The 15,289-nt window shown below is 49.9% G+C and carries 18 protein-coding genes; all 18 read left to right on the top strand.

The genetic code is table 11. The features are described from left to right. The 18 genes from HYN46_RS14075 to HYN46_RS13990 all read left to right on the top strand — a co-directional run bounded on the left by HYN46_RS14075 (position 1) and on the right by HYN46_RS13990 (position 15,205). On the top strand, positions 1–303 hold the full coding sequence (locus HYN46_RS14075; protein WP_114899973.1) for an STAS-like domain-containing protein: 303 nt from the start codon (positions 1–3) through the stop codon (positions 301–303). A gap of 109 nt (positions 304–412) precedes the next feature. Continuing rightward, positions 413–2,776: a portal protein gene (locus HYN46_RS14070; protein ID WP_114899972.1), complete on the top strand. Its 2,364-nt coding sequence runs from the start codon at positions 413–415 to the stop codon at positions 2,774–2,776. Positions 2,777–2,788: 12 nt separating this feature from the next. Further along, positions 2,789–3,622, top strand: a complete 834-nt coding sequence (locus HYN46_RS14065; RefSeq protein WP_114899971.1) for a hypothetical protein — start codon at positions 2,789–2,791, stop codon at positions 3,620–3,622. A 71-nt stretch (positions 3,623–3,693) separates the two neighbouring features. Beyond that, entirely contained in the window at positions 3,694–4,941 is a 1,248-nt protein-coding gene (locus tag HYN46_RS14060) for a P22 phage major capsid protein family protein (protein ID WP_114899970.1), read from the top strand. Between the two features lie 101 nt (positions 4,942–5,042). Beyond that, the gene (locus HYN46_RS14055; RefSeq protein WP_114899969.1) at positions 5,043–5,225 is read left to right on the top strand and encodes a hypothetical protein; all 183 of its coding nucleotides are present in this window, start codon (positions 5,043–5,045) and stop codon (positions 5,223–5,225) included. A gap of 8 nt (positions 5,226–5,233) precedes the next feature. Then, entirely contained in the window at positions 5,234–5,620 is a 387-nt protein-coding gene (locus HYN46_RS14050) for a hypothetical protein (RefSeq protein WP_162818215.1), read from the top strand. Next, positions 5,613–7,226, top strand: coding sequence for a packaged DNA stabilization protein (locus tag HYN46_RS14045; protein WP_114899967.1), 1,614 nt, complete (start codon positions 5,613–5,615; stop codon positions 7,224–7,226). The genes HYN46_RS14050 and HYN46_RS14045 overlap by 8 nt, the downstream gene beginning before the upstream one ends. After that, positions 7,223–8,134 (top strand): hypothetical protein, encoded by a 912-nt coding sequence (locus HYN46_RS14040; protein WP_114899966.1) that lies wholly within the window; start codon positions 7,223–7,225, stop codon positions 8,132–8,134. Before HYN46_RS14045 ends, HYN46_RS14040 begins: the two co-directional genes overlap by 4 nt. Continuing rightward, on the top strand, positions 8,124–8,711 hold the full coding sequence (locus HYN46_RS14035; RefSeq protein WP_114899965.1) for a hypothetical protein: 588 nt from the start codon (positions 8,124–8,126) through the stop codon (positions 8,709–8,711). Before HYN46_RS14040 ends, HYN46_RS14035 begins: the two co-directional genes overlap by 11 nt. 48 nt (positions 8,712–8,759) lie before the next feature. After that, entirely contained in the window at positions 8,760–8,972 is a 213-nt protein-coding gene (locus HYN46_RS14030; protein WP_162818214.1) for a hypothetical protein, read from the top strand. Continuing rightward, complete coding sequence (locus HYN46_RS14025) at positions 8,969–9,850, top strand: hypothetical protein (protein WP_114899963.1); 882 nt, start codon at positions 8,969–8,971, stop codon at positions 9,848–9,850. Before HYN46_RS14030 ends, HYN46_RS14025 begins: the two co-directional genes overlap by 4 nt. A gap of 38 nt (positions 9,851–9,888) precedes the next feature. Then, positions 9,889–10,965, top strand: a complete 1,077-nt coding sequence (locus HYN46_RS14020) for a hypothetical protein (protein ID WP_114899962.1) — start codon at positions 9,889–9,891, stop codon at positions 10,963–10,965. Between the two features lie 37 nt (positions 10,966–11,002). Then, positions 11,003–11,806, top strand: a complete 804-nt coding sequence (locus HYN46_RS14015) for a hypothetical protein (RefSeq protein WP_114899961.1) — start codon at positions 11,003–11,005, stop codon at positions 11,804–11,806. After that, positions 11,806–12,543, top strand: a complete 738-nt coding sequence (locus HYN46_RS14010; RefSeq protein WP_114899960.1) for a hypothetical protein — start codon at positions 11,806–11,808, stop codon at positions 12,541–12,543. The genes HYN46_RS14015 and HYN46_RS14010 overlap by 1 nt, the downstream gene beginning before the upstream one ends. Positions 12,544–12,991: 448 nt before the next feature. Continuing rightward, the gene (locus tag HYN46_RS14005; protein WP_114899959.1) at positions 12,992–13,684 is read left to right on the top strand and encodes a hypothetical protein; all 693 of its coding nucleotides are present in this window, start codon (positions 12,992–12,994) and stop codon (positions 13,682–13,684) included. A gap of 20 nt (positions 13,685–13,704) precedes the next feature. Beyond that, positions 13,705–13,947, top strand: a complete 243-nt coding sequence (locus HYN46_RS14000) for a hypothetical protein (protein WP_114899958.1) — start codon at positions 13,705–13,707, stop codon at positions 13,945–13,947. A gap of 78 nt (positions 13,948–14,025) precedes the next feature. Next, positions 14,026–14,271 (top strand): hypothetical protein, encoded by a 246-nt coding sequence (locus HYN46_RS13995; RefSeq protein ID WP_114899957.1) that lies wholly within the window; start codon positions 14,026–14,028, stop codon positions 14,269–14,271. A gap of 91 nt (positions 14,272–14,362) precedes the next feature. Further along, on the top strand, positions 14,363–15,205 hold the full coding sequence (locus HYN46_RS13990; protein ID WP_114899956.1) for a hypothetical protein: 843 nt from the start codon (positions 14,363–14,365) through the stop codon (positions 15,203–15,205). Positions 15,206–15,289: the final 84 nt, after the last annotated feature.

The raw sequence follows: 15,289 nt of genomic DNA, 5'->3' as shown, positions 1-15,289 counted from the left end.
ATGAATATTATATATCATGAATTGCCAAGTGGGGATTTAGCTTCGCGTAATTTGGCTATACCACAACGGCAGAAAATTGAAGAAGCGATTTCTTCCCAAGAAAGTGTAATCGAGATCGATCTACGCTCTGTTAGCTCTATATCTGAATCTTATGCCGATGAATTATTTGGTGTTTTAGTAAAAACTTACGGTCAAGAAACCGTTTTGAGTCATATGAAGCTTGTCAACGCAGATGACTTCATTTTGCATAGTATTGCTTCAGTGATTAAGAGACGTTCACAAGAGTTTAGAGCCTGTGCCTGAGCTATTTTAAACCTTAAATTTTTTCGATAAAAAAACCCTGCTCCCGCAGGGTTTTTTTACGCCTCCACAAAAGTTTTAAACCCTATTTGATCGCAAACGAGAGCCCCCAATGAACCCACCTCAATCACTCGATCATCCCGACATCGATCTGGATGTGGAAAAAGACGATGACATCTCAACGTCCAGACCCAAGCAAAAAACCGATGACGAGATACTGGCGGAGATTCGGGACTTCCTCACCGAAGCACAAAACTACTGGAACCCGATCTACGCCAAAGGCCGTGAGGACAAAGAGTTTGTCACCATCGACGGCGCCCAGTGGGATGCGGTCGCCAAAAAAGAACGTGACGAAGACAACCTGCCAAGCCTTGAGATCAACCTTGCGCGCACCTACTGCCGCCAGCAGATCAATACCCAACGACAAAACCGCCCACAAATCCAGCCCGTACCCGTGGACTCCTACGCCGATATCGAAACCGCCAAAACCCTCAAAGGCTTGGTGAAAGATACCGAAGTGGTGAGCGATGCCGAGTCGGCCTATGACGCCGCAGCGGAAAATGCCGTGTACGGTGGCATGGGTTTTATTCGTGTGATTACCGACTACGTGAGTGAGGACAGCTTTGAGCAAGAGCCACGCATCGTCGCGGTGCATAACACCGAATCGGTCTACATCGACCCGATGTCCAAGGCGCTGGATGGCAGTGACAACACCCGCGCATTGGTGAAAAGCTGGGTCGATAAAGAGCAACTGATCAAAGAGCATGGCGATGATGCCGTGCGTGACTTTGACAGCGACCTCTCCGATATGTCGTCTTGGTACAACATCAGCGATAAGAAAGTGCTGGTGGCGGAGTACTTCACGCTCGATCAGGAGGAAAAAGAACTATGCCTGCTCGGTGATGGCTCGACCAAATGGAAGAGCGATGTGAGTGCCGGCGAGCAGGTGATCAAGACGCGCAAGTCCGCCAAAAAAGTGATCAACTGGTACAAGGTTTCTGGCAACAAAGTACTGGATCGCACCGTTTTTGTCGGTCAACTGATTCCGGTGGTGCCTGTGTATGGCGAGGTGACATGGATTGGCGAAGACCGCCATGTGTTTAGTCTGGTGCACTTTGCCAAAGATCCAGCGCGCTTATTTAACTACTGGAAATCCACCGAAGCCCATCAACTGTCAGAGATGAGCGATGCGCCGTATGTGGCGGCGGTCGAGCAGATCGCAGGCTATGAGGAGGAGTGGAAGAATCCCAAAGGGTTGCGCGTACTGCACTACAACTATCGCGACGACCAAACCGGACAACAACTGCCACCACCGCAGCGGGTGGGTTTTCCTGGTTCACCGTCTGGCGTGTTGAATGCCGCGATGGGGGCGCAGCAGTCGATTGTCGATGTGCTGAATATGCACGCGCCGGCGATGGGTTCTGCGCAAAGTGATCAGTCGGGGATTGCCATCGGTAAGCTGCAAAACCAGCAGGAAACCTCGAACTTTCACTTTCCCGATAACCTCAATAAATCAATAGCCCAAGTCGGACGCATCCTGATCCCGCAGTATCAGGCGTTTTATACCGAGCAGCATATCAAGCGCATTATTGGCGATGACGGCAAGCCACAAACCGTGACTTTAAATCAACCGATGATGCCCGGTCAGCCGCTGCAAAAAGGCCAGACCTTGAGTAAAAATGGTTGGCTGAATGATCTAACCGTTGGTCGCTATGATGTGCGGATGCAGACCGGTGCCAACTACAACACCCAGCGCCAAGAGACAGCCGCGGTGCTGCAACAGTTGGTGCGCGCTGATCCGAGTTTGATGCAAAAAGCGGGTGATCTGATCCTGCGTTCGCTGGATGGTGTGGGTATTGCCGAGATTGCCGATCGAGTCGAGCGTTCGATTCCGCCGCAACTCAAAAATGATCCCAATGCCCCCGGACCTAATGGACAGCCGCCACTGCCCCCTGAGGTGCAACAGCATCTTCAGCAGGCTGATACCACGGTGCAGCAGCTCCAGCAACAATTGCAGCAACTGCAAGCAGCGGTTGCCGATAAGCAGGCCGAGCGGAATCATAAGGCGCAACTGGCCGAGATGGATGCGCAGGTGAGGCTTTCGATTGCCCAGATGAACAATGAGTCGAAAGAGAATTTAAACGAGCTGACCAATGCGGTGAAGCTGATGTTGCAGCATATGCAGGTGCCCGCACCATTGGCAGCCGAGGTCAATCAAGATCTGATGTCGGCTGATCCGAATCAGGGCCTCAACCTAAACCCTCAACAAAGCCCGCAGCAAGCGGGTTTTTTTACGCCTGAACAGGGACAAGCTCCTATGCCACTGCATCTACCGCAACAGGTGATACCGCAAGGAATATCACCAAACATGCCACACCCTTTCGCGCTCGATGACGGCCAGATCGAGAGTCACGCGCACCCCATGGCTGCCGCAGCACCCGCATCACCCACCGCACCTGACGGTATTCAGGGCTAAAAGGAAACCGATATGGATACAACCGAAAACGCAGGCTTCGATCAAGCCATTGACCCTGTCATTGACGGCAGCGGCGAGACTGGAGATGCGCCAGAACTTGAGACCTTGCAGGCTGAGTCTTTGGATGTAGACGATGATGAGTCTCAAGAGGAGGAGCAGCCGAAACCAATCAAACCGCCTGCCATCGAACGGCGCATCGCTGAACTGACGCGCATGCGATATGAATCGGATCGCCGTGCCGAGGAGGCGGAGCGTGTGGCCCATGAGCTGCGCCAGCGCTATGAAGAGCCAGTGCAGCAAAGTCCGCAGGATGGTCGTCCGATGATCGAGTGGTTCGATACGCTGGCCGACTATGAGCACGCGCTGGAGGAGTATGCGACCCGGCAAGTGTATCAGCAGGTCTCGCATCAGTTTGAGGAGCAGCGTCATGCGGCTGTGCAGGCTGAGGTCGGGCAGCGTTTTGTACAGGCAGAGTCACGCTTCAGCAAGGAAAATCCAGACTATCAGCATGTGGTGAATAACCTCAGCGTGCTGGTGGGTGATGATGGATTGCCTGCTCATCTTCGCGATGTAATTTTACAAAGCGACGTTGCGCCCGCACTTTTGTATGAGCTGGGTCAGGACTTGGATGAATTCAGTGACTTCTTGGAAATGCCACCGCTTGAGCAACTCATGCGTTTAGGTGAAATCCGTGCCGCCGTCAAACAGGGCAGTCGCCGCCAGCATACCCCACAGGCCGCGCACCTGCCTAAACCGATCAGCCCCGTGTCCAGCAATGCCTCCGCTAAGCGCGATCCTTACAAGATGAGTGATCGCGATTTTCTGGCGGCGAAGGGGCTGCGCTAGGGCTTTAAATCGCTTTTTTTAACTGACTTTCACATTGATTTTCAAATTAATCATAATCGAGGATTCAACACATGGCATTGCCTACTTCAAATAACACCCTGATTACCCATGACATTATTGCTAAAGATGCGGCAGTGATGTTTCTAGAGGAATCCACCTTCGTCAAATCCATCAACCGCGACCGTGAACAAGAGTTCGGCAAAGACCGTGGCGGTTATACCGCAGGTGAGTCGGTACGCATCAAGATTCCACCGACACCAGTAGTCACCGACGGTGATGTCTGGTCACCCACCGATGCCGCCAAAAACGCGGTCGAAGAAACCATCCTGCTGAAAGTCGATACGCCAAAGCATGTGGGTCTCAAGTTTGGCTCGGTCGAGCAGGCGCTTAAGTTTGGGCAATACAATGCCAAAGGCGGCTACAAAGAGCGCATCTTAAAACCAGCGGTCAAAGCGCTGGTGTCGGTAGTGGAAGCGGACATGTTGCAACGTGCGATCACGCTGACCAATAACTTTGTCGCCAACACTGGACCGCTGACCACGCTGTCTCCTTATGACTACGCGCGTGCAGCGCTACAGCGTAATCTGTGTCCTGATGACAACCGTAAAGCGCTGATCACCAGCAATATGAATGTGGGTCTGGTATCGGCTTCGCGTCAGTTATTCAACTCACAAAAAGACCTGTCCAAGCAATACACCGAAGGCTGGATTGGTCGCTATGCCGGCTTTGATTTTCATGAGCATCAATCGCTGTATCGCTCAACCAATGGTACGCAGGTTGCGGGTGTCACCGTTTCGGGTGCTTCGCAAACGGGTGGGACATTGGCGATTGGTGGCGTGACCAATGGCACGATCTTTAAGGCGGGGATGATCTTCACCTTAACTGGCGTGAACATGCTCCATCCGCTGACCAAGCAGGATACGGGCGTGCAAATGCAGTTCGTGGTCTTGGCGGATGCGACCATGGGCGGTACGACGGGTGCATTGTCGATCTATCCAAAAATCACCCCGCAAGGTCAGGCCAATGCCAACGTGACTGCTTCTCCTGCGTCTGGTACCGGTCTGACCTTCGTCGGTGCAGCCAACCAGACCATCGAGCAAGGTCTGGCCTATCAGGGTGATGCTTATGCAGCGGCCTTTGTGCCGCAGAAGTTACTGGCGGGCTGTGTCGGCAGTACTTTTGATGCGGGCACCTTTGCCATCCGCTGTATGACCTTTGGCGACGGGGTGAATAACTTCGAAGGCACGCGTCTGGATGTGTTGTATGGCTTTACTGGTGTGCGCAATAACTGGGGCGTGCGTACTGGCGTGGGTTTGTAATCACGGGCTGACGTTTCCCTTCTGACAAACGACAAAGCCATCTTCGGGTGGCTTTGTTATCGCTGGTCTACGGATCACCATTTAGCCCAAGGATTTTAGACATGCTCGAATACCCCAAGGCCCTTTATCAGTCGCCTGATGACTATCGCATTGTGGCCGATAAAAGTGCAGAGACCAAAGCCCGTAAAGCAGGATTTAAAGATTTTGCTGATTTACAGCCCGTTGAAGCAATGCCCCATATTGATCCGACTCCGTTTAATTCTGACTTAGGCAGCTCATCATGAAACCTGTTTTGACCTTGCTTCGGGAGGCAGCACGCAAGGCAAACCTCATCGCATCTGGTGAAAACCTGAACGCAAGTCAAGAGCAGGAATCACTAGAGGCGCTGAATACCTTGCTGGATGGCTGGGCGTTGACGATCCGTTCGGGCTTTTTACCGCAGAACGTCAAGGTGCTGGACACCTTGTATCTGCCCGACGGTTACGCCTCCGCCATCATGTATAACTTGGCCGTGCAAATCTGCCTCGACAATGCGCTGGAGCCTGCAACGGAGCTTCAAGCGCTCGCAGTCAACAGCTTATCCGCAGTACGGCGTGACAGTACCAGCCCAATGAAAACCGAAGGCGATGTGACTTTACGCCGGATGAGTCGTCATCTGCGAGGGCGTTACTATGGCTAATCTACCGATTGTCGGACCCGCCTATCAGCTATCGTCTCTTGTGATTGATTGCCAAAATACCATTAACTGGTATCCGCAAGCGATTGAGGTACCCAATGGCACGCGGGTCTCCGCCCTGATCCCGACCCCAGGATTGGTGCGGGCATTTCTCGGCGATGAGGCGCCTGTGCGCGCTTTGCGTGTGCTGTCCAATGGCGCACTGCTAGCGGTAATCGGCAAGAAGCTCTACCACAGCCCTGCTGGGCGATTCAATCTGACCCAGATCACAGGCACTATCATGGGGCTGGGTCTGGTTTCCATTGCCGACAACGGCACGGTCGCCATGATCGTTAATGGTTCAACCAATCAGGTGCTGGATTTAAAGACGCTGGTGTTAACCACACTGCAAGGCTCCAATATTCCGCGTTCATCCTTCGTACTGTTTCTAGATGGACGTTTTGTGCTCAACAAAGAGAAATCGGATCGCTTTGTTTGGACCGATTTGTACTCAACCAATATCGATGGGGCATCCTATGCCACCGCCGAAGCCAGCCCTGATCCGATGGTGGCGATGGTCGAGTTTCAGCGCGAAATCTGGATGTTTGGTACACAGACTACTGAGCGCTATTACTCCAATCAGGATCTTGATCTGCCTTTTGCCCGGATGCCTGGCGGCGTGCTGGAAATCGGCTGCGCGGCAGCGAATTCGGTCGTGCGTTTTGGGGCTGGGGTGGTCTGGCTTGCGGTCACCGAGTTTGGTTCTGGGCAGATTATGATGGGCAGCGGAGGTCTGCCTGAACGCATTAGCAACCATGCGATTGAAGCGGAAATCAGTAGCTATCCGACGTTAAAAGATGCGGTGGCCTATGCCTATCAACAAAATGGGCATTCTTTTTATGTCATCAGTTTTCCGTCGGGGAATACTACTTTTGTCTTTGATGCGACCACCCAGCTTTGGCACCAACGCTCCTGGACGAATCGTCAGGGGCAGCATGATCGCCATCGGGCGCATGTCCATGCTTTTTTCAATGAAACGCATTACGTCGGTGATTATAGCAACGGCAAGATCTATGCCTTAGATCCCAAGACCTATAGCGATGATGGCAATGTGATTACTCGCGAGCGGACTTGTCCGGTGGTCGAAACGGGTGGGGCGATGAGCCGCTATAGTCGCTTAGAGATTGTCTGCGAAACGGGCAATCCTAAGCAAAAAAAAAATCCTGATCAGCCCATTTTAAAGCGTTATACCAGTCAGATGTATCCGGTGATGGTGGTGGAGGCGTTGACTTCAGCGGGGGCGATTGACATGGGGCATATGCTGTATTCGCCAAATACGATTGAACTTCTCGATGTTTCGGCGGGGATTTCAAGTATTGATATACAGACACTGGTGTCGTATCGGAATTATTCAAACTATAACCCAGAACTATTGGATGTATCAGCAAGCATTACAGGGCTTACCCTCGATGTTCTCGCCAGTTATGGCATTTATACCAATGCGCCTGAATTTTTGGATACCTCCGCGTCTATCACAGCGATGAGTATCAGCAAGCAACTCGTACAAACCAGCATGCAATCTGAATACCTCGATGTTTCCTCACTAATTACAGGAATAGCCCTCATATGAACTTAGAAGTTGGACTAAGCGGACATTTCATAATGGAGGCCGTTGATGAATGTGGTAATCGTCGTCGATTGGCCGAGTTTGATAATCTCATCCTTGATGCTGGACTTGAGCAGATGGGCAAAGGGAGTTATCTCACAGACTGTAGGGTAGGCAGTGGCAGTTCAACCCCTATTGTTTCTCAAACAGCTTTGGATAATAAAATCGCCTCTACGCAAACATTACAAGCCACCAATTATGGCGCTCAAGGTTCTGCGCCGTATTATGGCTGGTATATCCGAACCTTTCGCTTTGCGCAAGGCGCTGCAGCAGGGAATCTGTCCGAAGTGGGTGTTGGGTGGAATAACACCAACAACATTGCAACGGCAACATCACTTTTTTCAAGAGCGCTTATTTTAGATACAGGCGGTAATCCGACGACGATTACGGTGCTGGCGAATGAATTTTTAGATGTAACCTACGAGCTACGTTTATACCCTCCGACAACGGATGCGACGAGTGTGATAAATGTCAATGGGACGGATGTGACCGTGACGGGAAGGGCAGCTATTGTCACGAATAGTAATTGGGGATCTCAGTTAGGATCTCAGTTTTATTTGCAAAGTAATCCAGGATTTGCAACGATATATTCTGGATTAATTGGCTTAACACCCAGTAGCCCCTCTGGCTCAGGTGCCGGAGCCTCGGCATGTAGTTTGGATGCTTACCTAGCAAACTCTAGGAAAGTAACAGGGTCTTATATTTTTGGACTTAATCAGAATGTAATTGGAGGGTTAATTAGTTCTGTTTATTTACAATTTGTTGGCGGCTCCAGTTGGCAATTCGGTTTTAATCCCCCTCTTGCAAAAGATAACACGAAATCACTCACAATTGCATTTTCGGTCTCCTGGTCCCGCCGCAATGCTCCCTAACCAGACCCTCTCGACCACGCCCATCATCGGCGAGTTTAGCTCGCCCGACAGTACACCGTTCCGCTATACCACCGACACCGAGCTCGGGGGTATCGCCTTAAACAACAGTAGCCAAGGACTCGAAGTCCAAACGTGGACAGCGACCATTACCCGTACAGGTATCGCGGTCAGTGCGCCTAACACCCCTGCGATTGAGCTGATCACCGGTCAGCGCATCACCGAAGTGGCATTGGCATTTGACCAGAATATGCGTCCGCATATCGCCTATGTACAAAACGATGTTCCGAAACTCTACTGGTATAACACCGCAATCGGTGCACAGGTCACCAGCGTTTATCTCGGCATTACCAACCCTAGACTCTGTCTCGATGACAAACGTCCATCCCAGTCTAGTGCCTCCGATGTACTGATGTTCTATCTTAAAGATCGTTCCTTGTTCTTCCGAGCACAGCGCGATCGCTTTGGAGTGGAATACCCGCTGGGACCCGTCGAAGGTAATGTATTAAGACGGGTCGCGATGAACAACAAACTGCGTATCCAGATCGAAATCGAACGTAAACCTGCTGATGAACTCTAAAGCCCACTTCCTTGGTGGGCTTTTTTATGGGTTCAAGTAAGGAGAAGCATGATGCAAACTGATGAAGCCCAACTCATGGTCAGTTGGTCAGATGACTATGGACACACGTGGTCAAACAACCGCTTACTGCCTCTCGGTAATGTCGGCGAATATCGTAAACGCGTTGAAACCCGGCGCATGGGTGCCGCACGCGATCGGGTGTTTCGCGTACGTTGCACCGATCCGGTCAACATCGTCATTATTGAGGCGCGGCTATCATGAGCAGTGGAATCCCGGCCTATGATCCGATTGCGCTTGAGAGTGGGCGCTGTAGTGCTAAGTGGTTACTTTATTTCGATGGTCTTTCCAATCAATCGAGCGACAGCGCTAAAGCCGCATTAGCCACCGCCCAGCAGGCGCTCTCGACCGCCGCCATCGCCCAGAATGCCACCAATCTGGCGAACATCACCAACAATAGCCAAACCAGCCGTATCAACACCCTGCGGGATGGTGTTGACGGACTTAAAACCAGTAAAGCCAATCAATCTGATTTGACCAGCAGCATTAGTCGGATTAGCACTCTGGAAACCAGTAGCAGCACAACCCAGTCTGCGCTGACTAGTCTTACCACGAAAGTCAACAAAATCAGCGATAGTTCCGCCGACATTACCGCAATCAAGAATACCCAAGCCACCACGCAAAACTGGCTGGGCGCACTACAAAACACCAGTGTTAATCACACCACGCGGCTCACCACTTTGGAAGCGCACGACAGTAACCACGAATCACGCATCACCGCGATTGAAAATTTTGACAGCACGACCAGCACACGCCTGACCGATTTAGAGACCTTTAAAGCCGCAACCACGCCGCGCCTGACCACGCTGGAAGCCCGTCGTTTGGCACCGATCATGAAGACGGTTGATGTCAATCTGGGCGCAACGGCGGCTAAAAACTTCAGCACCTCGTTTCTGGACACTGACGTCAAAACCACTTCGCAGCTCATGATGGTGGCGAATAAACCCTTCGCGACCTTGGCGACCGAAGCCGTTATCGCCCATGCCGTGTGCACCACAGATGGTACCGTCAATATCCAAGTGCATAGCCTGATCAACACCATCTCAGGCACGTTTACCTTTACCTACCTCATCAGTCCTTAAACCACATCACATCAAGATCATCACATCGGAGCACAATCATGGGTGGATTCTTAGGCAGCCTGACCGGTGCCAACCAAGCCAACGCCGCCGCACAAGCCGCCAAAGCACAGGCCGACGCGGCACGCCAAGCCGCTGAACAACAAGCCGCGGCCTACAACCAATCCGCAGGCATTCAATCGGGTGCGGCGACCCAAGCCGCCAAAGCTTTGCAAGATGCCTATGGCACAGGCACAGCGGCACAGGTGAATAGCTATAACAATGCCAACAATACCTTGAATCAAGGTTACCAATCCGCATTAGGTTTTTTGCAGCCGTACAGCAATCTTGGAAATCAAGCCACGGGTCAGCTCTCCCAAGGCCTAAGCGACGGCAGCCTGACCCGATCCTTTGGTGCCAATGATTTCAGCGCAGATCCCGGCTATCAGTTTCGTCTGGAGCAAGGCATGAATGGTATTCAGCAAAGCGCAGCTGCAGGCGGTGGTCTCATGTCGGGCGCCACCCTTAAAGCCCTGCAAAACAACAACAGCAATCTTGCCAGTCAAGAATACCAAAACGCCTATAACCGCTATAACAGCGACCAAGCCAATCGCTTTAATCGACTGGCAGGCCTTGCGCAAAACGGCCAAAGCCTCGCCCAAGGTATGGGCAATATGGCTTATCAAAATGCCACTAACATTGGCAATAACCAGATTGGTATCGGCAATGCGTACTACACAGGGCAACTCGGTGCAGCCAACGCCAACTCCCAAGGCATCTTAGGCGCAGCCAATGCCCAAGCAGAGGGGATTTTAGGTGCGGCAGGGGCACGTTCGACGGGACTCAACGACGCCGCTCAAGCCATCGCCAATGGCACCATCGGCGCTGCCAACGCACGCGGGCAGGGCGCTGGCAATATGATGAATCTGGCGGGTCAGATGGCCGCCGCCTATTTTACGGGCGGCACCTCACTTGCTGCGGGAGGCGGTAAGTCTTTCGGCTCCTCATCGTTACCGTCCACAACCAGCAACAATCTCCCCAATATCCAATCCAATGGGCTGAACATCCTCAACCCCGATCTCAACTCGAAAGTGAACATCCCAAAAATTGCACCCGTCAATTTCTTCCCAAAGGGCTAGACCTTCCCTTTGAGTACACAACTTAAGGATCACACCTATGGCGATCAATACTTCAGGTTTACTGGACGTCAAAGTCCCCCAAATCGACCTTGCCCAATCCCTCTCTGAAGGAATGGCACTGGGCAACCAGATCAAAGCGGCGCGTCAATCCTCAGCACTCAATATGCTGATGAGCAATCCCGACATCTACGATGCGAAGACGGGTCAATTCAATATGGATCATGTCGCAGCCCTTGCCCAGCAATCGGGTTTGGCCAGTACGCTTTTACCATATATCGAACAACGGAATGCGCTGGCACAGCAAGCTAGACTTGAAGATCAGCAATCTCAGGAAAATCTACGCGCTGCGCAGCTCAAAAATACCACCATCGGCTCAGCGAACCTCTCTCGACATCTCGGCGGCTATCCAAACAACGTCTCACCCATGACCCTGATGCAGGGGCTGGATGGTGGCACCGAAGCAGGACTCTGGCCGCAAACCCTTGCGGACTCGGTCAAAGCACAAATGCCAGTTAATCTTAACAACATGCCTGATTATGTACAGAGTTTTCGGGCACGCAGCGCTGACCCAGACCAAGTGTATGAAAACCCCATGCCGAAGTTTCAGAGTCAGCGAGTTGATGGTGGCGCGCAGTTGGGTTCTTACAATCGCCTGACTGATCGTTACACATCGCTGGCAACTGTGCGGGATATTCCTGAGCAAAGCGATCAGCCCAGTAATCCCATTTATGCAGGCGCAGTCGTTGCACCGAGTACGGTCGCTGCATTTGCCAAAGACAATGGCATGACACTTGAGCAGGCTTATGCCCTCATCACTCAATCTGGCGCGAGGTTTAAATAATGGGATCAAATACATGGCAACCGAAACAGGATCAACCCTTAGAGTTGACCCGTGACCATCTCAACGTATTACTTAAGGATCGTCAGCCTGTTCAACAGGGCGGTGGAGGCAATGCTTTTTTTCGCCCAACAAATAACATGGCTAGGCCATCAAGAGGTTTTGATCCTTTAGGAGCACTATTTCCTCGAACGATGAGTGCCTTTGCAAGGGATCCAAATTATGCCGCAGCATTAAACCAGCAAGCGAATCTGCGTAATATAACGGCGATAGGCGCGGGTGTTGCCGCTAGCCCATATATTGTAGGTCTAGGCGCAGTCGCTGGTACTGAGGCTGTACCTGCAATTGCGGATAGCGTGATGACTGGAGCGAGAACTGCAGCGAGTGGGTATAAAGCGCTGCCTCCAATGACTCAAGGCGCTTTGGGTGGTGCTGTAGGGGGAGGTGGTTTCAATGCTGTTAGTCAAAAAGTAAAAGGGGGAGATTTTGACTATAAGCAGACTTTAAAGGCGGGTGCTTTAGGTAGTGCTACAGGAGTATTAAACGCGGGTTTAGCGACGGCAGCTGGTGTTACACCTGTGTCATGGTCCAATTTATACAAAAATTTGGAAAATCGTGTCGGTTTAGATATATTTATGAAGACAGCTATATTGAAACGCGCGGCGCAAGAGTATCTTAATTCATTAGAGCAGCCCTATAATGAGCCTGATACACCTTATAAATCATCAAAAAAACCTTGAAAATTTAGGGTGTGAGGATAGTCGGTGATGGTTGATTTTTTAGTTATCGCTTTAGTTGTGGCGATATCTTTCCTGATGCCCGAATTTAAATCAGAAAAGCATCCCTATTTAATGAGTTTGACTAGGGGTTTTTTAATTGGTTTATTGACTTGTCTTATAGTATTTATACCATCATGTTTACTGGACAGTAGAGCATGTATTTCATCTGGGACTCAGATTAAGAAAAACTTGTTGATTTGTTTGTTTGTATCAGTATGTATGGCGTTAGCCCATTTCTTTGAAGTTGATCCCCCACCTACAAAAGACGACACAAAAGAGCATTAGCACAGAAGTGGTTAACAGAAGAATACCTTCACCTATCAGCTGAATAAATACATTACTCAAGCCTACCCCACACGGTAGGCTTTTTTATTGCCCTCATTAATCAATCTGGCACGAGGTTTAAATAATGGGATCCAATACATGGCAACCGAAACAAGGTCAAACCTTCGAGTTGACCCGTGAACATCTCAACGTATTGCTGCCGAATAAGCAAACTTATTACGGTGGTGCTGTATACCCTAGTAGCAATACCTATGAGGATGAAGCACGTCCAGATACCACATATGCCCAACCACTGAGAAAGCGGATGTATTTGAGTCCAACACCTTCTCAGCCCAAGCCTCGAATTGTGAATGAGTGCCCTACAGGGAATTGTGTAACGGATCGATTGGGATCAACGTTTTTGTCGGATGTCGCGACACTAGCACCCTTAGGCATGGTTAAGAATGTGGCTAGAGCAGGACTTGCCGTCAGAGCGCCAGAGGAAACATCATTTTTTCAGGGTCCATTAAATTTCACTAAAGATTGGAAGAGATTACCAGCCAGTGGCTTAACATTTGGAAGAGACGCAGGCGATATCATTAAATGGAAAACGGGCTCAAATCAAGCTTTCTATCAAAACTCCATAATGAATAGTAGTCGAGCTAATCAAATCCTAAATAGAATTCCTGCTTCTGACCTTGAGCATATGCGTAACTATTATTTGAGATTCGGGGCTGAGGAGATGGCAAAGAAAGGAAGGCGGGATCCCCTTTTGGCACAACCTACGCCTTATATGCGAGCTATACTCCTTGACAGGATTCGACGCGGTGGTGAGTAAAAAAATCTTGGGAGAGTCATATGATTTTTGTTATAAAACGGAAAAATTCGTTTCCTAAAGGGGTCAGCATTGAACCTTGGGCGGTTCCTGTTTCTTTAGAGGAGGAGGAGGAACTCAAGCTTGTACTGCATGGGGTCACGAATGAAAGCGAAGTTTATTTAGAGTGTTCTAGCGGTGAGCTCTATATTTCCACAGATGATATTGATCGCGCAGATGTCATCATTAATGATATTAGCTTAATTCATAAGTATGGATTCAGATAGCGACAAAGGATGGTTGTCCTCGCCTTGAGCAGATCATGCGTGGCGATGAATCAATGAATTTATGGGGAATGCAATCATATGATTCTTGTTATAAAACGAGTGGGCGAGTTTCCTAAGTCAGTCAGTATCGAACCTTGGGGAACTGATATTCCATTAGCAGAGTTTTATATGCTAAAACTTGTCTTACATGGGGTCACGAATGAAAGCGAAGTTCATATAAGACCCTGCGATGGCGATCGACTAAGTATCGGGATAGATGGTCTTTATCGTGCGGATGTCTTTATCAATGGCTTTGATTTCAGCCATAAGTATGAGTTTAAATAGCTGGAATTGGTTTTCAAAACGCATCAAGCCTACCCAAGCGGTAGGCTTTTTTTATTGCCCTTATCAATCAATCTGGCGCGAGGTTTAAATAATGGGATCAAATACACGTCTAACACAATCTGTTCCGCCTAGAGAGCTGACCATTGATGATCTGAATGCATTAGCTATAAATCGACATCCAACTGCAAGTCAGAAGGGAAACGTACCTATAAATCCAATCATGAGCCAGCAACGCAGCAGCTTTGGTGCGTATCCATTTAGACAACAGCCGCCAAAATATAATGATCTACCCGCCTTGCCACAAAATGTTGTCGATTTTTCAGCAGGTCTGGGTGATTCGTTATTATTTGGTTTTGGAGATAATTTGCGGACGGCACTTGATATTGATGGAGGGGTTGATCGAAAGTCAGGTGCTTATAAAGCAGGGGAACTTACTTCTTTGGCGGCTGGTAATATGGGGGTTGGTCGAGCCATCTATTCGGGTATATGGAAAGGTGCTGCACGCGGTCTTGAAAGTGAAAAAGCGCTGAGTAAAGCCTCAGATATTCGAAATCTATGGAAGAGATGGTCAGGGCCTGCGCTCATCAGTAAGAAAGAACGAGAGGCGATAGTACCATTCCAGCAGCATTGGCAAAAGAAATTAGATGAAATAAAAGATTTTAAAAATAAACGTAAAGAGGTTCTTACATTTAATCCTTTAAGAGATTCTGAAAGGGCTTTTCAAAGAGCTAGAAAAAGCTTTGGAAAGACTCGAGAGGACTACAATAAAGTGCTAATCCCACTATCATTAGGTCAAGGGGCGCGTGTTAATTACAGCGAGACAGAGGGGGACTCTTCTGGCCAGCGATTATCGATGACTGCAGAGGAGCGTCAGCAAATGCAGCAGTTCTTGGAAAGCGGTGGGAAATTGCCAATCATTCCAAAAACGCCGTGATTGGCTATTTAAAAAAGCGTTTCTTCAGCTTGACAAAGTCAGCGCTGTGTTGGACTCTGAGTCTCCCTGCATGTGTTTGAAGGA

This window comes from Aquirhabdus parva (genome assembly GCF_003351745.1).
Classification (GTDB): domain Bacteria; phylum Pseudomonadota; class Gammaproteobacteria; order Pseudomonadales; family Moraxellaceae; genus Aquirhabdus; species Aquirhabdus parva.
This window is presented reverse-complemented; position numbering and strand designations above follow the sequence as displayed.